Origin of the sequence: Spongisporangium articulatum, from assembly GCF_044465595.1 — a bacterium.
Lineage (GTDB): Bacteria > Actinomycetota > Actinomycetes > Actinomycetales > Kineosporiaceae > Spongisporangium > Spongisporangium articulatum.
The window spans coordinates 481,018-502,008 of sequence record NZ_JBITLV010000004.1 but is presented as its reverse complement, the minus strand read 5'-3'; the positions used below and the strand labels follow the sequence as shown (position 1 = coordinate 502,008).

Below are 20,991 nucleotides of genomic sequence, written 5' to 3'. Positions count from 1 at the left end.
GTGAGTCATCCCGCGGCGCGGGCCGGCTCCTGCTCGACCAGCCAGGTCGCCAGCTGGTCACCCGACAGCGCGGGTGCGTAGTGGAAGCCCTGGCCCAGCGTGACGCCGTGGTGCCGCGCCCAGGCGATCTGCTCGGGGTCCTCGACCGCCTTGATCACGGTCTCGATGCCCAGGGCGTCGCACAGCACGGTGATCACGTCGGTCAGCTGCTCGACCTGAACCTCGCCCCGGGCCGCGGTCAGCGCCCCGTCGATCTTGACCTGGTGCACCGGGATCGTCTGCAGCTGCCCGGGCGAGGCATGGGCGGCGGTGAAGTCGTCGAGCGAGACCCGCACCCCCAGCGCCGCCACGGCGGCCAGACCGGGGCGCAGGTCGTCCCGCTCGAGCATCGCGCTCTCGGCGACCTCCAGCACCAGCCGGTGTCCCGGCAGGCCGGTCTCGGTCAGCACGTCGGCGAGCGTCTCGGCGAAGGTGGGGTCGACGACCTGGCAGGCCGAGACGTTCACCGACACCCAGAGATCCTGCGGTGCGAGCCCTTCGGACGTCAGCTCCTGCCACTGGGCGCACGCCGAGCGCAGCACGTGCGCGCCGAGCGCCCCGGCCCAGCCGGTCCGCTCGGCCAGCCCGATGAAGGCGGAGGCCTCGAGCAGCCCGAGCTCGGGGTGCGCCCAGCGGGCCAGGGCCTCCAGCCCGACCGGACGGCTCGTGCCGAGGTCGACGATCGGCTGGTAGTGCACGACGATCTGGCGCTGGGCGAGCGCGTACGGCAGCGCCTCCTCCAGCTGCTTGGACTGCACGATGCCGCCGTGCCGGCCGTCGGAGTACACCTCGATCCGGCCCCGGCCGCGCGACTTCGCGGCGTGCGCGGCCATCCCGGCGGCCTGCACGACGTCGGTGCCCGTCATGCCGTCGACGAGCACGGCCAGGCCGATCGAGGCCGTGGCCAGGAGCTCGCCGTCCGGCAGGCGCAGCGGGGCGAGCAGCTTGTCGCGCAGTCTCTCGGCCAGGCGGTGCGCCTCGAGGTCGTTGCTCAGCCCGTGGACGACCACCGCGAACTCGTCGCCCGCGATCCGGGCCGCCGTGCCACGCCCGTCCAGGACCTCGAGGATGCGCTCGGCCATCTCGACCAGCAGCGTGTCTCCGGTGACGTGACCGTGGGTCGCATTCACGGCGGAGAAGTCGTCGATGTCGACCACCAGGACGGCCGTCGTGGTGCCGGACGACTGCGCGTGCTCGGCGGCCAGCCTCAGGTCGTGGAAGAACTTCGACCGGTTGGGCAGCTCGGTGATCTCGTCGTGGCTGGCCTGGTACTGCAGGTCGGCCAGCAGATCGGTGCGCGCCTCGGCGAGACGCTTCTGGGCGGTCAAGAGCCGGTTGTTCTCGACGAAGTCGGCGGGCGGGACCGCCTTGTGCCGCAGCCACCGGGTGGCCCAGGTCTGTGGCAGGCCGCCGACGACCCAGTTGACGCCGATGCCCTCACCGTCGCGGGAGCCCACCCCGGGCTTGACCACGTACCAGTCCCGGCGCGGCAACCCGGCCGCCATCATCACCTTCGTGGTCGCCGCGGGCAGCGGGACGACCACGCCCTCCTCGAGTCCCTCGTACCCGTCCAGGTCGAAGACGACGTGCCAGGGCAGCTCGACGTCGTCGACGGTCAGGCCCTGGTCGCTGTGTACGGCGAAGATCCTGACGTCGCCGACGGGGTCGGCCTCGGTGGGCCGGGTGACGTGGGCGGCGACCATGACGAGCCCGGGGGTCAGCTTGACCATGTCGTCGGCGGACGCGCGGATCAGGGCCCCCACCTCGTCCATCCGGGAGGCGCCGAGGAGCCGCCGGCCGAGCGTGGCCAGGAAGTGCTCCCGGGCGGTCTGCCGCGCGGCCTGCTCCAGCCCCCGGCGCAGCGTCCACATGAGCGGGACGAAGAGCATGACCAACAGGGCCAGGGAGACCAGGCTCATCAGGTGACGGTGGACGTCGTCCTCGTCGGCGGCGGGACTGATGATCAGCACCAGCGGCGCGGCGGCGACGAGGGCCAGCGCCCGCAGGAAGGTCACCGCCGGCCGCCCGTAGAGCGACTGGGTGAGGACCACCGCGATGCACAGCCCCAGGACGGAGAGCGGGTCCTGCAGGCCGATGCCGACCAGGAAGACCAGCAGGGCGACGGTGGGCGCCTCCCAGGGCGAGATGACCCGGCCGATGACGGCGGTCGTGATCATCAGGCCGCTCAGCGCGCATCCCGCGGCCACGGCCAGGGCCTCCAGGCCGGTGTTCTGGGCCTGCACGACCTGGACGAGCGCCGCCAGGACCTGGAACAGGCTGAACGCCAGGGCGACGGCCCGGATCTTGCCCAGCTCTGTTCGCGGCAGGTGCATGCGGAGGCGCTTCACAGGGTTCTTGTCGGCCACGAATACGCCTTGCTCGAGGATGACGACAATCTAAAGGCGTAAACGGCGGCCCGGATCGACACCGGGTCACCATCGGAACGTGACGAAACGGGTCAGTTCAGCAGGCGCCACACCCGGTCACGGGAGTACGGGGTCTCGTACGGACGAACGCCGGTCGCCCGGCGGATCGCGTTCCCCACGGCCGCCGCCACCGGGTTGTACGGGCTCTCGCTCATCGACTTCGCCCCGAACGGGCCCAGGTCGTCGCGGGTCTGCGCGAAATACACCTCGGTGGGCGGGATGTCGGCGATCTGCGGGACCCGGTAGAGCCGGAACGCCGGGTTCAGCACCCGCCCCTCGTCGATCAGGACCTCCTCGTAGAGGGCGCTGCCGATCGCCTGCGCCACACCGCCTTCCACCTGCCCGCGACACTGTTCGGGGTTCATCACGGTGCCGGCGTCGGCCGCCTGTACGGACTGCAGGATGCGCACCTCGCCGGTGCGGACGTCGACGGCCACCCGCACGGCATGCACGTTGAAGGCCAGCGACCGCAGGTCGCCGAACTCGGCCCCCGTTGCGAAGACGCCCTCCGCACAGCGGTTCCCGGCCGGGGCGGCCGCCACCAGCTCGCCGAAGCCGAGCTCCCGGGCCGCCGCCCCCGAACCGACCCGGACGCCGTCGGCGTGCAGTGCACACTGCTCGGGCGGGACGCCGGTCAGCCCGGCCGCCGTGCTCAGCAGCACCTCGCGCAGCGCGAGAGCCGCACCGTGCAGGGCCTTCCCGGCGACCGTCGTCCCGGCCGAGGCGAAAGCGCCCGTGTCGTACTCGGCGCCGTCGGTGTCGGAGTTGCGCAGCTCGATCCGGTCGATCCCGGTGTTCATGGTCGTGGCCACGATCTGGGCGTGCACGGTGGTGGTGCCGTTGCCGAACTCGGAGGTGCCGACGCCGAGCCGGTAGCGGCCGTCGGGCCCCAGGGTGACCCGGGTCTTCGAGATGTGTCCGCGCGGGGCCATCGTGGCGATCATCGACGCCGCCATCCCCTCGCCGACCCGCCAGTGCTCGCCCACGGGGGCGGCGACGGAATTGCCCCGCCGCAGCGCGTCCTGGGCCAGGTCGAGGCACTGGTCGAGGCCGTAGCTGCCCCAGACCAGGTCCGCCTCGGGTTCCGCGTGGACGGTCAGCGGCGGGTCGCCGTCCTGCACCGCGTTGATCCGGCGCAGCTCGAACGGGTCGATCCCCAGTCGCAGCGCCAGCTCGTCCAGGGCCGACTCGACCCCGAGGATCACCTGCCCCAACCCGTACCCGCGGAAGGCGCCGGACGGCGGGTTGTTCGTGTAGACCACCTCGGCGTCGACCCGCTTGACGGGCGCCCGGTAGAGGCTGACGGACTCGGCACAGCTGTGGAACATCACGCCGATCGCGTGGTTGCCGTAGGCGCCGGTGTCCGCCAGCACGTCGACCTTCATCGCGGTCAGCACGCCGTCGTGGGTGGCGCCGAGGCTGACCGCGACCCGGAACGGGTGCCGGAAGGTGGTGCGGACGAACTCGTCGTGACGCGACATCTCGTAGCTGACGGGCCGTCCCGTGCGCAGCACCGCCAGGCCCACGACGTCCTCGCAGAACATCTCCTGCTTGCCGCCGAAGCCGCCGCCCACCCGCCCGGTGAGTACCCGCACCGCGCTCGGGTCCAGGCCGAGCAACCGGGCCAGCTCGTCGCGGACCAGGAACGGGACCTGCGTGCTGGCCCGCACGACCAGCCGCCCCCCGCCGGCCGGCCCGTCGCCCTCCAACCAGCCGAGGGCGCCGTGGGTCTCCAGCTGGGCGTGACTGACCCGCTGCGTCTGCCAGACCCCCTCGACCGTGACCTCCGACGCGGCCAGGGCCGCGTCGACGTCACCGCCGAAACCCTCGTGCAGGGCGGCGATCACGTTGCGACCGGCGTCGGCGACCCGGTCCTGCGGTGTGCGCTCGGGGTGCAGCAACGGCGCCCCCGCACTGCGGGCCTGCTCAGGGTCGAACACGGCGGGGAGGACGTCGTAGCTCACCTCGATCAGGCGGCAGGCCTCCTCGGCCGCGGCGGCCGTGGTGGCCACGACGGCCGCGACCCGTTGCCCGACGAACCGCACGACGTCGTCGAACATCCGGGTGTCGTCGGGGTCGTCCAGCCGGCTCTCGTGCCGCCCGGTGGAATACCTTGCGGTGGGTGTGTTCTCGTGCGTGAGGATCAGCTCGACCCCCTCGACCTTCTCGGCCGCCCTGGTGTCGATCGCGACGATCCGGGCGTGCGCGTGCGGGGCGCCCAGGACGCGCAGCTGCAGCGCCCCCGCGGCCGGCACGTCGAAGGTGTACGGCTCGGTGCCGGTCACCACGCGCCGCGCGGCCAACGGGTTGGGTGAGGTGCCGACGGCCCCCGTCGGCTCCGGCGCCGGGCCCGCCGTCCCGCACACGGCCTGCGTGATCGACTGCCGGATCGAGCGATAACCCGTGCACCGGCACAGGTTCCCCTTCATCCGCCGGTCCAGGTCGGGCAGGTCGTCCTCGGACAGCGTCGAGGCGGTGACGATCATGCCCGCCGTGCAGAACCCGCACTGGAACCCGAAGTTGTCGACGAAGGCCTGCTGCACCGGGTGCAGGTCGTCCGGCGTGCCCAGCCCGGCCACCGTCGTCACGGCCCGGCCCCCGAGACGCTGCGCCGGGAAGAGGCATGAGTGCACGGGTTTCCCGTCCACGAGCACCGAGCAGGCACCGCAGTCGCCCGAGTCGCAACCCTTCTTGACCTCGACGTGGGAGTTCTCGCGCAGGAAGGTGCGCAGGCACTGACCGGCGCGCGGGTCGGCGTCGCGCTCCTCACCGTTGACCGAGAACCTCATCGGGCCAGCTCCTCGCGAATCTCCTCCAGGAGAACGGCGCTCACCCCGCGCCGCCAGTCGGCACTGCCCAGCGGGTCGGTGTAGTAGCCCTCGGCGGCGTGCGCGGCGGCGGTCAGGGCACCCGGGGCGGGTAGATCCGGGAACCGGAACACGGCGGGCCGCAGCGTGGCCGCGGTGATCACGAAGGTGGCGGCGCCGTCGTCGTCGACCCGGCCCGTGAGCACGGCGCCGCTGCGGCCGAGCTGGGCCAGGGCGATCTTGCGGAAGCCGGTCCGGGCCCGCAGGGCGTGCTCCGGCAGGTGCAGGCTGCGCAACACCTCACCGGGCGCGAGCCGGTTGGTGCCGTTGCCGGTGACGAGATCGGCCACGGGGACGCGGTACTCGTCGCCGTCCGGGGTCCAGACCAGGGCCGTGCCGTCGAGGGCCGCGCACAGGCTGACCATGGCCCCGGCGGCGAACGACCGGCACACGTTGCCGCCGACCGTGGCCAGGTTCCAGATCTTGAAGCTCGCCAGGAGCGCGTTCGCGCACTGCGCGAACAGCGGGTGGGCGCGCCACCCGGGGCGTTCCGGCAGCGCGGCCAGCTCCGCGATGGTGCAGGTCGCCCCGATCACCAGGCCCCCGCCGTCCGGGTACTCCAGGGCCGGCCACGGCATGGTGCTGAGATCGACCAGCCCCGTGGTGTCGGCCTGCGGTTCGCCGAACAGCCAGGTGCCGCCGCCCAGGAACCGCTCCCCCGGCGCCAGCGCCAGATCGGCGCGGGTACGGGCGAACCGGTAGCCGGTGACGGTGTTCAGGTCCACGGGTCAACTCTCACGGGGTCACTCTCACCTGCCCGGATTTCGGCCGTGTGTCAGCCCATGATGACGTGCAGCAGGATCAGCGCCCCACCCACGAAACACGAGCCGATCGAGACCCACCGGGCCACGTGCATGATCCGGGCCCGGATCGTCCCCGTCTCCGACGGCAGCCGGGCCCCCGCGGTGGCCACCGCCAGCACGGCGGGCAGCCAGGCCGGGGTGAGCACGACGAGGCTCGCCGCGGCCAGCATCGTGAACTTGGCCCACACGGCGAGCGCCGAGGCGCCGACCAGCTGGGCCAGGCTGATGTAGAGCGGCAGGCTGGTGAAGTTGGTGGCCATGCCCAGGGCGCCCGCGGCGGTGATGCCGCCCGGGGTGCTCGGCAGGGCCCGGTCGACGTCCGGTTCGTCGGAGTCGCCGTGCCGGGTGGCCGCCCGGTGCCGGGCCAACTGGAAGCCGCCGTAGGCCAGCAGCAGGACGGCCAGGAAGGCGTCCACCCAACGGCTCGCCAGCTCGCGCTTGACCAGTTCGGTGACCGCGGCGCCCATCACGCCCATCGCCGTCACCCCGAGCACGACCAGCACGGACCACGCGCCCCCGGCGAACCGCGCCCCCGAGGCGGGCCCGCCGGCCAGGGTCACCCGCGACGCGTTCACGAACATGACCGGGCTGACCGCGGCGATCAGGGCCAGCGGCAGCACGTGCGTGAGCAGGGCCGCCGTCTCCATGCGGCGCAGCCTACGGAGCAGCTGTGCCCCACCCCGCAGTTGGCCTCGGAAGGCGGGGCGATTCGGGGGGTCTTCACCGGAAATCACCCCGTTTACCACCGCAAGCCCGGCCTTAGAGTGGTCCGGATGTGGGCGGCGGCGACTCGGGAGACGGACGCCGCCGCGCAGCCCGCCCAGGACCCGGCCGAGGCCCCCGCCCGCGGTGAGGGCCGTCGTCCGGCGCTCGACGGCGTCCGGGCCGTGGCCGTCCTGGCGGTCGCGGTCTACCACTTCGGCGGCGGCGACTCGTCGTGGCTGCCGGGCGGCTTCCTCGGCGTGGACGTGTTCTTCGTCCTGTCCGGGTACCTCATCACGGGGTTGCTGCTGGCGGAGTGGTCACGCACGGGGTCGATCAGCCTGACCGGCTTCTGGATGCGCCGGGTGAAGCGGCTCGCGCCCGCGCTGCTGCTCGTGCTCGTGGTCGTGGCGGCCTGGGTCTGGTGGACGACGCCGCCCACCGACTACCCGGCCCGGCGCGCCGACATCCTCTGGACCCTCGGCTATCTCGCCAACTGGCACCTGGCCGCCGTGGACAACTACTTCGCCGCGTTCGGTTCGGTCTCGCCGCTGCGGCACACGTGGTCACTGGCCGTCGAGGAGCAGTTCTACCTGGTCTGGCCCTTGATCACGCTGGCCTGCCTGTGGGCGGGACGGCGGCTGGGCGGACGGCGGCTGGGCGGACGGCGGGTGCTCGTCGCGGTCGCGCTCGTCGGGGCGCTCGCCTCGGCGGTCGAGTTCGCGGCGCTCTTCGACCCGGTGCGCCCGACCGTCGCGTACTACAGCACCCGCGGCCGGGTGCAGGAGCTGTTCGCCGGGGCGCTGCTGGCGCTGGCGTTCGCGGCCTTCCGCCGCCGGGCCCGGCCCGCGCTCGTGAGTCTCGTCGGGCCGGCGGGGGTGGCCGGGCTCGTCGTCGGGTTCCTGACCATGCCCGACACCACCGCGTTCTACTACCGCGGCGGCGCCGCACTGGTCAGCCTGGCGGCCGTCGGCCTGATCGGCGGGGTCGAGGCGGCGCCCGACGGCCGGCTCGCGCGGATGCTCTCCTGGGGGCCCGCCGCGTGGCTCGGGCGGGTCAGCTACGGGGTCTACCTGTGGCACTGGCCGGTGACCGTCGCCGTGCCGGCCGCCGGCTCCGACCAGGTGCTGCGGCAGGTGCTGCGGGTGTTGCTCACCCTCGGCCTGGCCTCGGCGTCGTTCTACCTGCTCGAGCGGCCGGTGCAGCGCAGCCGCCGGGCCCTCGGGACGCCGCCCCGCACCCTGGTCGCGCTCCTCACCTCCGCGGCGGTCGTGGTGGGCGTCGGGGTGCAGGCCACGGCGCTGCCCGGCACGTTGTTCGAGCAGGCCGAGACCAACTCCGACCGCGCCTGCCCCGGCGAACGGGCCGACCGCCTCCTGGTCTGCGCGTGGCCCGCCGGCGCCTCGGTCGCCGCGGGCGAGCAGGCGGACCTGGCGATCGTCGGTGACTCGACGGTCCGGGCGCTGTCGGGGGCGCTCGACGAGTGGGCGACGTCGTCGGGCTCGACGTGGGTGGAGGCCGCCTGGCGGCAGTGCTCGTCGATCGGGGCGCTGACCCCGACGGCCGCCAACGCCACCGACGCACTGACCCGGGCCTGCCACGAGCAGGCGCCCACCCAGGTGTCGAGGATGCTGGCCACCTACCGCCCGAAAGTCGTCCTGATCGGAGACTTCTGGATCCACGAGAACGCCGTGCAGGTGAACGGCGACTGGGTACGCCCCGGCACCGACGAGCACGCTGCCGAGCTGGAACGGCGGTACCTCGACCTGGTCGACGAGATCGCCGCCGCCGGGGGGCGAGCCGTGTTCCTGGAGCTGCCGCCGCCCGGCGACCAGTTGGGCGTGCAGTTCGCCGCCGGGCGCCCCGCCGCCACCGCGAAGCCGCCCGCCGCGTACGGCGGGAAGTTCGTCGACGGGTTCAACGCGGTGCTCCGGCGGGTGGCCGCGCAGCGGCCCGACGTCGCCCGCTCGATCTCGGTGACCGACGTCGTCTGCCCCGGCGGTTCCTGCCCGGCGGCCGTGGGCGACCGGTTGATCCGGGTCGACGGCGTGCACTACTCGGTGCCCTTCGCAGCCGAGGTCACCCCCGTCATCCTGCAGCGCGCCGGAATCACGCCCCCCTCATGAGTTGATCATGCGCAAACTCGCGCTCGATCATGCGGTCAGCTGCGGGCGGTGAAGAACGAGACCGCTTCGGCCAGGCCGAGATCCGTCAGCGCCGGGTCGTGCCGGGGGCCGATGTCGCGCATGAAGGCGTGCTCGCCACCGGCGTAGACGTGCAGTTCGGCGTCGGTGTGCCCGGCGTCGTAGAGGGCGGTCGCGATCTGCAGGCGGGCCGCCGGCGGGACGTGCGGGTCCCGGCTGCCGAACACCATGCTGAGCCGGCCCCGGATGTCGCCGGCCCGCTGCAGCGAGTCGGCCACGTCGGCACCGAGTTTCCCGTCCTGCAGACCGGTCGCGTAGAAGCACACGGTCGCCGCGACCCGCTCGTCGAACGCGGCCCGGAAGGCGAGGTGCCCCCCGATGCAGAAGCCGGTCACGAACAGCGTCCCCACGTCGGGGTTCTCGGCCATGTGGTCGAGCACGGCGGTACGGTCCGCGTCGAACCCGGCGGTCGTCGTCCCGGCTGCCCCGGCCAGGCCCCGGGCCTTGCCCTCGTCGTCGAACTCCAGCGCCACGCCGCGCAGTTCGCCGTGCGGGTAGATCTCGGGCACGTAGGTGACGAAGCCCTGCGCGGCGAGGCGACGAGCGGTGCGCAGCGTCGACTCGGTGAGCTGGAAGATGTCCGTGTACAGCAGCAGGCCCGGCCACGGGCCGCCGTCGCTGCGCGAGTTCACCGGCGAGAGGACCGCCGTCCGGATGTCGCCCTCCGGTGAGGGCACCTGCAGCTCGACCTCGCGCAGCTTCACGAGCCGGAGGTTAGCGGTCGTCCGGCAGGAGCCGGACGACCGAGGCGGCCAGTTCCGCCAGGCTTCGCCGTTCGGCATCGTCGAAATCCTGGGCCGCGATCGTCGCCCGAAGCCGTTCGAGCTGGTCGGAGATCACCGGCACCCGCTGTTCCGGCGGGGTGTTCCAGCCCACCTCGAACAGCAGGAGCAGCAGCCGGGCCAGGACGGCAGGGTCGGCCGCGCCGTAGCGGCGCGGCTGGCTGATCGCGACGTCGAGCAGGTCAGCCAGACCAGGGCGGTTCAGGTAGACGCGGGCCACCCCCTCCCCATCGGTCAGGACCTTGGGACCGGGCGCCCGGCCGGCCACCGTGCTGAGCAGTGCCGACGCGTGTCCCAACGCGTGGACCGCCGTCGTCGGATCGTTGATCCCCGGCGACAGCGCCTTCACCGCCACGTCGGTGAGCTGGCGCAGCCCGAACCCGATGTCCTGCGTGGCCGTCCGCTCGAATCCCCCGAGCACCGCCCCGGTGACCCGCGCCAGCAACCGGCGCTCGACGTCCGGGGCCAACGGCTGCGGCCCGCGGGGCCAGTAGTAGCCCATCGGCACACCCGCGACCAGCGAGCTGCCCGGTTGCCGGGACAGCAGGAGAACCGCGTCGGCCTCGACGGCCGCCCCCAGCAATGCTTTCTCCTCAACGCTGATCAGAAAGCCCGAGGCTCCCGCCGACCAGGGGCGGGCGCGCGGCGCCGGTTCGGGTAGCACCGCCGGGGTGGGGGACTCCGGGTCGGCCGGAAGGAGCGCCGCGATCGTGGCGCAGGCGTCGGCGTGCACGGTGCGCAGCATGGTCTCGACCCGGATCTCCTGGGCGAGGTGGGCCAGGAAGAAGACCAACCCGACGACGCTGGCGACGGCCAGGAGGAAGGCGAGCGTGACGGAGATCTGGGGGACGAACGTGGGACGTCCCTCACCCGACGTGCGCACGGTACGCAGTACCGCCAGGGAGAACGTGAACGTGAACAGGAACAGTGCGAGGGTCAGGTGCACGAACCGGTCCCGGGTGAACGTCCTCAGCAACCGCGGCGAGAACTGGCTGCTGGCCAGCTGCAGGGTGACCACGGTCAGGGAGAACGTCAGCGACGTGACCGTGATCAAGGAGCTGGCGATGGCGTCCAACAGCGTCTCCGCCGAGTCCGCGCCCCCGGTGAACAGCAAGCTCTCCACCCCGCCCGGCAGGCGGCCGTCGACCCGCGCGTCGAGCCGGGGCAGCGCGGTGCCCAGGATCAGGGCCAGAACCACTCCCACGGAGGGCACGGGCCACAGTTCCGTGCGCAGAGCGTCACGAAGGCGCGGGACGGCGTCGGCGCCCCTCATCACCGGTCGAACCCCGGGTGCGGCATCCGCACATGGTGGCAGTCGGGGACGGGATCGGCCCCCGGACGTACGCTGCCGCAGGCTTCGCCCCGGCTCAGTGCGGTTCCTCGACCGAGTGCGAGTCGGTGAGGGTGAGCGAACCGCCGATCGCGACGACGGCCACGATCACCGCGATGACCGCGTAGGTGACGCTCTCGCCGTGGAAGAACGACTGCACCAGGTCGGCGCTCCACGTCCCCGCGGGCAGGCTCGAGGTGACCAGCGCGGCGATCATGGTGCCGACGACGGCCGTGCCGATGCTCGTGCCGACCTCCTGCGCGGTGTCGTTCAGTGCCGTGCCCATCGACGTGCGGTTGCCCGGCATCGCGTCGACCAGGGCGATCGCGCAGGTCGTCATGACGATGCGCAGGCCGACCGTCATCAGCACCATGCAGACGGCGATGGCCAGGTACCCGTGCCCGACGCTCCAGGACAGCCCGGCGACGGCCCCGGCCAGGAAGACCGAGCCGACCAGGCACGCGACCCGGTGCCCGAACTGCTTGACCAGCGTCTCGGAGAACGGGGTGGCCAGCAGCATCGTCGCGATCATCGGCAGGTTGGCCAGACCGGCCTTCATCGGGCTCCAGCCGTAGGCGTACTGGAAGTGCAGGATCAGGCCGAACATCACGCTGGCCATGGCGATCGACGTCCCGATCTGGGCGATCGCCGCACCGCTCACCGTGCCGCCCCGGAACAGGTTCAGGTCGAGCATCGGCGCGGCACTACGCCGCTCGTGCCGGACGAACGCGAGCCCGGCGAGCACGGAGCCGACGATCGAGGCGATGGTGACGACCGCCGTCCAGCCGTTGTCCACCCCACTGGTGAGGAAGTAGCAGGCGAGGGCGATCGTGGCGATGCTCAGGACGGCGCCGGGCAGGTCGAGCGCGTCGTTCGTCAGATCCTCGCGCCGGTCGGGGGCGACGCCGAACCAGATGCCGACGACGGCGAGCGCCGCGATCGGGGCGTTGACGACGAGCAGCCACTCCCAACGCACGTGGGCCAGTGCGGTGCCGCCGAGCAGCGGGCCGAGGATGAACCCCGACATCCCGACGATGATCATCACGGTCATGGCGCGCATCCGCAGGGTCTGGTCACCGAAGAGCCGGAAGACCAGGGAGTTGGTGATCGGGGCCATCGCGGCGGCCGCGACGCCCAGGCCGGCCCGTAGGGCGATCAGCTCCCCCGCGCTGTCCACGAAGACGACCAGGAGGCTCAGGCTGCCGAACACGGCCAGACCGACGAGCAGCACGCGCCGTCGTCCCCACCGGTCGGCCAGGGCCCCGGCCGTCAGCAGCAGCCCGCCGAACGTCAGCGAGTAGGCCCCGGTGACCCACTGCAGGGCGGTCGTGCCGCTGCCCAGGTCGCGCCCGATCGTGGGCAGGGCGATCGACAGCAGCGTGTTGTCGACCATCTCCACGAAGAAGGCGAGGCACAGGGCCGCGAGCGGGATCCAGGCCGCCTTCAGGGACGGATACGTGCGCGGCTGAGTCTCGACGGTGACTTCTGGAGTGGTGGTCACGGAGGGACCCCCCTTCAGGATTCGACGGGGTGATCGGCAGGGGCCGGTCGGCGGGTGAGGGCGCCGTTGCGCTCGGTACCGAGAATCACCGCATCGCCTGTCAGGGTGCGCACAGCGCCCTGTCAGCGGGGTCCGGGCGCTGACAGCGCGCGGCCTTCACACTCAGGCCTACGGCGAAATGCGCACACGTGAGACGAAAACCCGGATCATCCCTCGTGGGGCCGGTAGTCCCAGTCGATCGAGATGCTCTCCAGCTCGATGACGCCGTCGGCCCGCAGCCGGGCCCGGACGCTGTAGTAGAACCGTGGGTTCTCATCCGCCCTGGGATAGGTCGCCACCAGCGTTCGCCGGTAGGGGTCCGTCCGACCGGGTACGAGGCGATCCCAGTGCTCGCGGATGTAGTCGACGATGGCGAACAGCTCACTGGCCATGAAGGCGTGGCGTTCGGGAGCATCGGGATGCTGCAGCGCGTCATCGAGCGAGGACATGAACTCCTCGCTGGTGGCGACCCGGATCACGAAGCGCGCTGCTCGGTGTCCTCGTCCATCTTGCGCTGCAGATATTCGAGGTAGCCCGGCGGCAAGGTGCTGTAGTCGGTGACCACTCGCTCCTCGAGCGGCGGTACGTCGCGCTCGGCCATGGTTTCCTCCCTCACCCCGTAGTCCTCTACTCACGCTACCCGCTCGCACCGACAGCTTCGAGGACGTTCTCGTTCTCGCACAGAGGAGAACTCGATCAGCCGAGGAGGCCGATCGGGTCGCCGGAGAACCGGTCGAGGACCTGTTCGACCGGTTCTCGCCGCGTGAAGGGCGAGCAGAAGACGGCGGTGACCGTGAGCTCGCCGCCGTGCTCCAGGAGCATGAACGACATGGCCGACACCTCGGGTGGCATGGCGGCCGCGACGACCATCGAGACGCCGTCCGGGCGCCGGGTCACCTCGGCGGGCAGGATCCGGTCGATCCGCAGGTGCGAGAAGGCCACCGTGCGCCGGTTGGCGGGGCGGAGCATCGCGGGCACCGGCGTCCGGCGCGACAGGGACACCTTCACGGCGCCGCGGGTGAACTGCACCAGCGGCAGGCCCGAGGCGCTCGCGGCGCGGGTGGCGGCGGAGATGGCGACCGGGTCCAGCGGGTCGTCAGGCTCCAGGTACGGCACGGAGACGAAGTTGCCGTCGGCGCCCTGCGGCAGCGTGCCACGCAGGTCGAACGCCATGAACATGCCGTCGTCGGCGGGGATCAGTCCGACGTCGGCCAGGCCCCGGCGGATGGCGGCCACCTGCACGGACGTCGTGCTGGCCCCGGACGCGCGCTGGTTGCGCCACGCACGGAGGGCGGCCAGCGCCTGAGCGCCGACGGTCCGGATCACCACGTGGACGTCGTTCCTCACCTGCGCGCCCGCCGGGTTCCACGCCGGATCGGCCGGGCCCGTCGGCCCCGTGGGCGGGACCGGTCGCGGCATGCGCAGGTCGGCGAGCAGCCGTCGGGGCGTGGCCATCAGACCGTCGTCGAGGTAGCGGCCGGCCAGGGCCATCGGCAGCGGGCGGACCGCGCTCGGCAGCGGGAACGGTGCCATCGTGGAGTCCGGGTCCGGGCCGGTGCTGAGCCGCCGCAGGTGGGTCGACGCACCGAGCCCGTCGCCGAGGGCGTGCGGGAGGCGGTGCCCGACGATCCCGTCGCCGACGTAGACGATCGCGCGGGACTCGCCGTCGTCGTGGGTGAGCGCGTGAGAGACGGAGGCCTCGAGCGGCGTCCCGGGCCCGGTGCCGACGGGCAGGGGGCGGACGATGTCGTGACCGAGGGCGAGCGCCGCCCGGGCGTCGAGGGCCTGCCGGTAGCGGTCGGGGGCACCACCCGGTCTGCAGAAGTAGCGCAGCCGGGGTTCCTGCTCAGCCAGGCGCCGGATGCGCTCCCGCATGCCGTCAAGGTCGATCGGCTGCGCGGGGGTGACGAGTTGGATGCTGTTGACGCCGAGCCACAGCCGGTCCCGGGCCGCGAACCGGGCTTCGCGCACCTGCATGGGACAACTCCTCGTCTTTCCCCGAGGAGCAACCGTGCTCAGCGGCGGGTCGATACAGCGTGGCCCCGTGATGCCCATGAGGTTACCGGCCCGTACCGGACATTTCATCGTCACGAGAAGTGACGGGCGGCACGCCCTTTCATGATCACCGCGACGACTTCGTCCCCGTTAAGTCGGACCCGCCGCATCAGCGGACTTCCGACTGATGAACCAATCCGAACCCTGCGCTCACACCAGTCCCACAAGGTCCCTGCGGATTCTCAGGCCATGTAGACGCTATGCGGCGCATGACTTCTGGACCTGCTTGCCGGTCCAGCCCTCGGGTTCTTACACATTCGGTCTTCGCCTAGGTCCAGGTTGCGGGTTGGGCCGCCTCCTAGCCTGAGGGTCGGATATTAGCCTGCAGTGCGCCTAATGATCTGGACTAGTCTTGGCCCACAGAAGAACTGGATCCCGGTTGGCACCGACGTGAACATTGATGGAGGCACCCGTTGGGGTGGAGCCCATGTCCGTGGCCTGCCACGCGCCCAGATCACCGGGCTCGAGCTGACCCAATAGGTGACCCAGTCCGGCGGGAATGGTCTTCGGTGCCTTGGCTGGCGGTGCGACAACCCGCACGCCCCAATAACGCCATCTATGGGCAGCGCAAGTTGCAGACATAGGCCTCTCTACCGATAGGCTACAAGTCCAACTCTAAGGGGGATCTACAACAATGCGCTTCAAATCAATCTCAATTAGAGACGTTCCTCCAACGTATCGTTTCGATGTCGCCGACCTGTCAGATATTGTCGTGGTAGCCGGACCCAATGGCGTTGGCAAGACCAGACTTTTGCAGCACATTCTAAATACCCTGCGAGGCGCCAATCTCAATCCTGGCTCGCGCATTGTAATAGAGGCAACCGTTGAGGCTGAAAGAACGGCATGGGGAAAATCTCTACTGGATCTTACTGACCCTGTAGATTTAAATATTCTTCGCGCAACATTACAGGCCAACCGGACGCGGAGAAATTGGTCCAGCAGTCTAGTCAATTTCGAGAGCAATAGGACCATTCAGAACCTGCAGCCCCTCTCTTTCAGTTGGGACATGCAAGATCCCGCTGAAGAGGTGATGTCATGGGACCTGACCTTCAATGCAATGAAAGACCGATTCCAGGACACTGTTCACGCCATGTATCGAATGATTGAGGCGCAGCGGGGCAGCATTGCTACCCGCGCCATCCAACTACGCCGCCAAGGTCACGAAGAAATGCGTCTGCAATTTGCGGATCCAATGGAACCCTTCAAAGAGGTCTTCACAACACTTCTTGGACCGAAGTCGCTGGTCGACCCTTCACCAAGGACTCAACGCCTTGAATTCAAGGTAAATGACTCCATATTTGATTTCGACGCCCTGAGTTCAGGCGAAAGAGAAGTCGTCAATATTGCTTTCGATTTCCTGCTCAGAAAGCCAACTGACTGCATCGTATTCTTTGATGAACCGGAGCTACATTTACATCCTGAACTAAGTTACAAGATGCTACAGGCTCTTCAAACCATCGGAGAGCGGAACCAGTTTATTTTGACCACACATTCTCCGGACATTATTACCAGCTCGCTCGATCACACGGTCATCTTCCTTGCCCCACCGAAGCTCGATGCGGCCGGCGCCTTTCAAAACCAAGCCATTCCTGTCAGCGAAACCGACGAGACGAACCAAGCACTTCAACTACTTGGACAATCGATAGGAATTATTTCGCTCGGTCGTCGCATAGTCTTAATCGAAGGGCTCGAATCCAGTCTAGATAAGCAAACATACGGAAGCATAATTCGAGACAGACATCCCGAACTCGTCTTGGTCCCGTCGGGTGGCAAGAGTGGCATCAAATCCTTTGAGACTGTCTACAAGAACATTCTCGAGAAGACTATGTGGGGCGTCGACTTCTTTATGCTGGTCGATGGCGATACAGAGCCCGCAGGAACTGACGAAAAGACCAAGGCCCAAGAACAAGATCGCCTACGGGTGCTTCCTCGCTATCATCTTGAAAACTACTTCTTGGACGAGAACGTCTGGGCAAGAATATTCAGAGACCTAGATCAAGAAGATTCAAAGCTTGCAGACCCGGTCGAGGTCCGCGAGCTTCTTTCTTCTATTGCACGCGACGTTCTCTCGTACGCATGCGCACTTAAAGTGAGCCACGATCTGCGCTTGGCCGTTGGAAACGCCAGTCTCATGCCAAAGAACGCCCATAACAAGACCGTAAACGAAACGGTCAGCTTGATTTTGGAGCGCGCTCAGAACGAAACTGCCCGAATAAACGACGTCCTGAGTGACGATAAAATCCAAGAACATGTAGCTCGCATCTACGCTCAATTGGAGCGATCACTGGATAGCGGGGAAGAATGGAAGCGCCTCATACCCGGAAAGCCGATCTTGGGAAGATTTGCTTCACAGGTGGGCTTAACGCTAGGACGAGCCAAGAACCTCTACGTACGCGAAGCCACCCGAAGCAACTTAGGGATATTTGACGAGATCCTCGATATTTTCGACACCTTCTCGAAGTAGAGAGCATAAACCTACAATCCGTAGGGCCGGACGTCAGGTGAAGCTCGCTGAACGCATGGTCGCCAAGCTGCTGATACACATTGAGGACGGCACTCTAAGTGGCTACTCGCCGGTGACGCTGATCTCCAAATCGTGAAGGAGCGCCTCGGACACGGCTGCACCACTACCATTGAGCGATATTTACTTTCAGTGCCCGGCCACCACAATTTCGCTCTAAGTTCTTGATGCAGTGAGCTGCCACCGACGCATCAATTCCTCACGGTAACCGCGCCACTTGCCGGGCCAACCATACTGAGTGAAACCCTTCGCCGAGCTACCGGCTGCGCGCCCTGGGCCAGCAGCTCAACGAATGGCTGGCCGGTCACGCGGCCGAGCTGGAGGCGGCCGAGGCCGTCATGCCCGTCGAGGACCGCGCCGCCGACACCTGGGAACCCCTCATCGCCGTCGCCGACCTTGCCGGCGGCGACTGGCCCGAGCGCGCCCGGCACGCCGCCGTCCACCTCACCGCCGACCACGAGGCCTCCGCCGACGTCGGCCACCGGGTCCGACTGCTCATCGACTGCCGGGCCGCCTTCGGCCTGGCCGTCGCCATCAACGCCTTGCCGACCGGCGTCCTGCTCGAACGGCTGAAGGCCGACCCCGAGGCACCGTGGGCCGACTACGGGCCCACCGGCTTGACCGCCATGAAGCTCGGCAACCTGCTGCGCGAGTACGACATCCGCTCGTCAAACATCCGATTCCCCGACGGCAGCCAGGCCAAGGGATACCAGCGCGTCGACTTCCTCGACGCCTGGGCCCGCTACTGCCCACCCCTCCCCCTGACGTCGGTGCCGGCCCCCGAAAACGCGCCCGGCGACGTCCTCGACCTCCCAATCCCCGAGGGAGAGCCGTCCCACCCGTCCCAGCCTCATCACCGCAGGTCAGCGCGGGACGGCTTCACCAGCGGGACGGCTTGAGCCGTCCCAACGATCCGAGCCGTCCCAGCCTGACCAGCAATGCAACGCCTGGGACGGCTAGGACCGCTCACCCCACCTCACACGACCACAGCTCGGCCAACCATGAAGGAGAACCGATCGTGACCACGTCCCCCGCCCGCGACCTCGAAGGCCTCCCCCTGCTCGTCTCCGTGCCACGCGCGGCCCAGCTGCTCGGCATCAGCCGGGCCGCCGCCTACCGGCTCGCCGCGTCCGGCGAGCTACCCAGCAAGCGTCTTGGCGGGCGCGTGTACGTGAAAAGCGCGGCGCTCCTGGACATGGGTGATCTCTGATGAAGGGCAACGTGTACAGGCGCGGCTCAGTCTGGGCCTACCGGTTCGACCTCGAACCGGACCCTCTGACAGGGCGCCGGCGTCAGCCGAGCAAGAGCGGCTTCGGCACACGCAAGGAAGCCGAAGCAGCCATGCGTGAGGCCATGACAGCCGCCGAGCAGGGCCGGCACGTGAAGCCGTCGCGCATGACCGTCGCCGCGTTCCTCGACGAGTGGGTAAAGGCAATCGACGGGCGCATCCGACCGACCACCTGGGCCAACTACCGCGACTACCGAGACGCCTACGTGAGCCCGATCATCGGCGCAACGGCGCTACAGGATCTGACCCCGGTGCGGATCAACCTCCCGTACTCGCACCTGCTCGCCGAGGGCCGCGTGCGCAAGGTTCCGGGCGGCCCAACCGGCCTCGCACCCAAGACGGTGCGCAACGTGCACGTGATGCTCCGCCGGGCCCTACGGGATGCCGTGAAGTGGGGCTACCTGCCGCGCAACCCGGCCGAGGATGCCGAGCCGCCCGCCGGCCACGGGCGCAAGCGAACCGTCTGGACGGCCGAGCAGCTGCGCACGTTCGTCGAGTACGTGCAGGACGATCGGTTCTACGCGCTGTGGCTCCTGGTGGCCACCACGGGCCTACGGCGGGGCGAGCTGGCGGGGCTGCGTGGGAAGACATCGACCTTCGGCGGGCGCGTGTGACGCCGGCCGTCCCGCGCGTCGTCGTTCACGGTCGGGCGGCGACGTCCGAGCCCAAGACCAACCGGGGTTACCGCACGCTTGCGCTCGACCCCATGACAGTCGAGGCACTGCGCTCGCATCTGACTCGCTGGAGGAAAGAACGTCGCGAGGTCGGGCACCACTCCCCGCTTCTGTTCTGCTGGCCGGACGGCAACGCTCTGCATCCGCAGACCATCACCGACAGATTCTTCAAGCTCTCGCGTTCAGCCGGCCTGCCTTTCATCCGCCTGCACGATGTCCGGCACTCCTACGCCACGGTCGCGCTGAAGGCAGGCGTTCACCCCAAGATCGTCAGTGAACGCCTGGGCCACGCCTCCGTAGCATTCACCCTTCAAACCTACAGTCACGTCGTCGAGGGCATGGATCAGGAAGCTGCAGCCGAAATCGCCAGCGTAATCCTTGGGTCGCCGTGACTAGCAATCTCGCTTCGACCGATCATTCTCCTGAAGCATGCCGCCAAGGGACTCGCCAACCACGAGCGACTAGGGTATTGCGCATACCTCTCCGCCGTTCCGCCACCTTTTCTTTTAAAACCGAAGCGGCGGCCACGGTACCGGGGCCAAATCTAGACGAATCTAGATCCTGCCCGATCGTCGGGGACAAGACGTCAGTTGTCACGGAGCTGCCTCGGTCGGCTGCAAGTAGGCTGGGTACAGGGGCATCTTCCAAGATGGCACGCATCGAAGCTCCCCACGCGAAGGCGTCCCCGATCCTTGCCGAGATTGCTACCTCATCGTCATCAACATGAACAATGCTGCGACGGCCCATCTTGGTTGCCTGAGCTAAGAGATTCTCTTTTTCTCCATTGACGCCTTCTCGCACGATAAATAAGAACGGCGACCAGTTCGGCGAGCGAGTGAAGGGCCTGATGGCGTCCATTCCCGCTTCCCAATCAATCATTGCGGTATCAATAACCACCAATCCGGCCGTCGTTTCTCCAAGGATTGGGATTGCTTCCTCATATTCCGGAATCGTTAAGATGATGCTGTCAGCATGAACCGCAGCGATCAGATCAGAGATCTTGCGGGTGAGGTCCGGGTCATTGCTTACGACAATCGCCGTGCGCGTTCCCCCAGCTGCCGCGCGCCGAGAGCGCGCCCCCGCTTCCTGGGCCGGCTCAGTCATGAGCGCCCCAATCCACCGTCATGATCCTCATCTTGGTCTTCCTCATTGATTTCCGCCGAGTCGATCACGACGTCGGCGGCCGCATCGAGGAGTGCAAACTCCTCACTCGTAGCAAGTCTGCTGTCCGCGAGAACGAGAAGTACAGCGAAGCCAACGCGCTGACGAGCCTCGTCTGTATGAAAAATCTGGTCGAGCGACCACTCTGCCCTCTTCCACCATTGCTCACGGCGGTCAGTCTTGGACTTTTGTCTGACAGTGGCACCGACACCGAGCAGGGCAATAATCGCCGCAGTGAGCACCGCGAGCGGGCCCAAGATCGAGGTCCCCGTCTGCATTCGAGAATGCTAGACCGCTTCCGCATCACATTGGCCAGGTCAGGAGAAGGTCCAAGGTGCCGTCCAGGGGTTCTGGTCGGCGGGTCCGCTCTCAGGACTAGCAAGATGGCGGCCTCCGGGCGCTCAAGTCACCTGCCGTGCACAGATCCGTGCACACTGGCGCTTCCGCAACGACCAAAGGCCCCGCCCGGCGAACCGGACAGGGCCTCTGACCTGCACTTTCATTTGTAGCGGGGGCAGGATTTGAACCTGCGACCTCTGGGTTATGAGCCCAGCGAGCTACCGAGCTGCTCCACCCCGCGTCGGTGAACCCAACGTTAC

General features: G+C 68.7%; 18 protein-coding genes and 1 tRNA gene. 6 read left to right on the top strand and 13 right to left on the bottom strand.

All coding sequences use genetic code 11. The features are described 5' to 3' along the window. Positions 1-5: 5 nt before the first annotated feature. The 4 genes from ACIB24_RS14925 to ACIB24_RS14910 form a co-directional block, all read right to left on the bottom strand. Positions 6-2,387 (bottom strand): putative bifunctional diguanylate cyclase/phosphodiesterase, encoded by a 2,382-nt coding sequence (locus tag ACIB24_RS14925; protein WP_398281775.1) that lies wholly within the window; start codon positions 2,385-2,387, stop codon positions 6-8. Positions 2,388-2,497: 110 nt separating this feature from the next. Continuing rightward, positions 2,498-5,254, bottom strand: a complete 2,757-nt coding sequence (locus tag ACIB24_RS14920) for a molybdopterin-dependent oxidoreductase (RefSeq protein ID WP_398281772.1) — start codon at positions 5,252-5,254, stop codon at positions 2,498-2,500. Next, on the bottom strand, positions 5,251-6,057 hold the full coding sequence (locus ACIB24_RS14915; protein WP_398281769.1) for an FAD binding domain-containing protein: 807 nt from the start codon (positions 6,055-6,057) through the stop codon (positions 5,251-5,253). The genes ACIB24_RS14920 and ACIB24_RS14915 overlap by 4 nt, the downstream gene beginning before the upstream one ends. A 50-nt stretch (positions 6,058-6,107) precedes the next feature. Beyond that, complete coding sequence (locus ACIB24_RS14910; protein WP_398281767.1) at positions 6,108-6,782, bottom strand: hypothetical protein; 675 nt, start codon at positions 6,780-6,782, stop codon at positions 6,108-6,110. A gap of 126 nt (positions 6,783-6,908) precedes the next feature. On the opposite strand from ACIB24_RS14910, the gene ACIB24_RS14905 reads away from it, so the two are divergent. Beyond that, positions 6,909-8,963, top strand: a complete 2,055-nt coding sequence (locus ACIB24_RS14905; RefSeq protein ID WP_398281764.1) for an acyltransferase family protein — start codon at positions 6,909-6,911, stop codon at positions 8,961-8,963. A 35-nt stretch (positions 8,964-8,998) separates the two neighbouring features. Here the strand turns inward: ACIB24_RS14905 and ACIB24_RS14900 are convergent, their stop codons facing one another. From ACIB24_RS14900 to ACIB24_RS14875, 6 genes are all read right to left on the bottom strand, one after another. Next, positions 8,999-9,745: a dienelactone hydrolase family protein gene (locus tag ACIB24_RS14900; protein ID WP_398281761.1), complete on the bottom strand. Its 747-nt coding sequence runs from the start codon at positions 9,743-9,745 to the stop codon at positions 8,999-9,001. 10 nt (positions 9,746-9,755) lie between these two features. Beyond that, positions 9,756-11,096 carry a DUF2254 domain-containing protein gene (locus ACIB24_RS14895; protein WP_398281758.1) on the bottom strand — a complete coding sequence of 447 codons (1,341 nt, stop codon included), beginning with the start codon at positions 11,094-11,096 and terminating at the stop codon, positions 9,756-9,758. Between the two features lie 94 nt (positions 11,097-11,190). Beyond that, positions 11,191-12,654, bottom strand: coding sequence for an MFS transporter (locus tag ACIB24_RS14890; protein WP_398281755.1), 1,464 nt, complete (start codon positions 12,652-12,654; stop codon positions 11,191-11,193). A gap of 206 nt (positions 12,655-12,860) precedes the next feature. After that, on the bottom strand, positions 12,861-13,172 hold the full coding sequence (locus ACIB24_RS14885; RefSeq protein ID WP_398281752.1) for a hypothetical protein: 312 nt from the start codon (positions 13,170-13,172) through the stop codon (positions 12,861-12,863). Next, the gene (locus ACIB24_RS14880; protein ID WP_398281750.1) at positions 13,169-13,294 is read right to left on the bottom strand and encodes a hypothetical protein; all 126 of its coding nucleotides are present in this window, start codon (positions 13,292-13,294) and stop codon (positions 13,169-13,171) included. The genes ACIB24_RS14885 and ACIB24_RS14880 overlap by 4 nt, the downstream gene beginning before the upstream one ends. Positions 13,295-13,389: 95 nt before the next feature. Further along, positions 13,390-14,670 (bottom strand): hypothetical protein, encoded by a 1,281-nt coding sequence (locus ACIB24_RS14875; RefSeq protein ID WP_398281747.1) that lies wholly within the window; start codon positions 14,668-14,670, stop codon positions 13,390-13,392. 790 nt (positions 14,671-15,460) lie between these two features. Here ACIB24_RS14875 and ACIB24_RS14870 point away from each other — a divergent pair. The 5 genes from ACIB24_RS14870 (at position 15,461) to ACIB24_RS14850 (ending at position 19,623) form a co-directional block, all read left to right on the top strand. Beyond that, positions 15,461-17,212 carry an AAA family ATPase gene (locus ACIB24_RS14870; protein ID WP_398281744.1) on the top strand — a complete coding sequence of 584 codons (1,752 nt, stop codon included), beginning with the start codon at positions 15,461-15,463 and terminating at the stop codon, positions 17,210-17,212. 320 nt (positions 17,213-17,532) lie between these two features. Next, positions 17,533-18,168, top strand: coding sequence for a DUF3631 domain-containing protein (locus tag ACIB24_RS14865; RefSeq protein ID WP_398281926.1), 636 nt, complete (start codon positions 17,533-17,535; stop codon positions 18,166-18,168). 119 nt (positions 18,169-18,287) lie between these two features. After that, complete coding sequence (locus tag ACIB24_RS14860) at positions 18,288-18,479, top strand: helix-turn-helix domain-containing protein (RefSeq protein WP_398281742.1); 192 nt, start codon at positions 18,288-18,290, stop codon at positions 18,477-18,479. Further along, positions 18,479-19,171: an Arm DNA-binding domain-containing protein gene (locus ACIB24_RS14855; RefSeq protein WP_398281739.1), complete on the top strand. Its 693-nt coding sequence runs from the start codon at positions 18,479-18,481 to the stop codon at positions 19,169-19,171. Before ACIB24_RS14860 ends, ACIB24_RS14855 begins: the two co-directional genes overlap by 1 nt. Next, the gene (locus ACIB24_RS14850; RefSeq protein WP_398281736.1) at positions 19,168-19,623 is read left to right on the top strand and encodes a tyrosine-type recombinase/integrase; all 456 of its coding nucleotides are present in this window, start codon (positions 19,168-19,170) and stop codon (positions 19,621-19,623) included. Before ACIB24_RS14855 ends, ACIB24_RS14850 begins: the two co-directional genes overlap by 4 nt. 22 nt (positions 19,624-19,645) lie before the next feature. On the opposite strand, the gene ACIB24_RS14845 is transcribed toward ACIB24_RS14850, so the two are convergent. The 3 genes from ACIB24_RS14845 to ACIB24_RS14835 form a co-directional block, all read right to left on the bottom strand. Next, positions 19,646-20,335, bottom strand: coding sequence for a hypothetical protein (locus tag ACIB24_RS14845; protein ID WP_398281733.1), 690 nt, complete (start codon positions 20,333-20,335; stop codon positions 19,646-19,648). Further along, complete coding sequence (locus ACIB24_RS14840; RefSeq protein WP_398281730.1) at positions 20,332-20,670, bottom strand: hypothetical protein; 339 nt, start codon at positions 20,668-20,670, stop codon at positions 20,332-20,334. The genes ACIB24_RS14845 and ACIB24_RS14840 overlap by 4 nt, the downstream gene beginning before the upstream one ends. Before the next feature lie 228 nt (positions 20,671-20,898). Continuing rightward, a tRNA-Met gene (locus ACIB24_RS14835) sits at positions 20,899-20,972 on the bottom strand. Between the last annotated feature and the right edge of the window lie 19 nt (positions 20,973-20,991).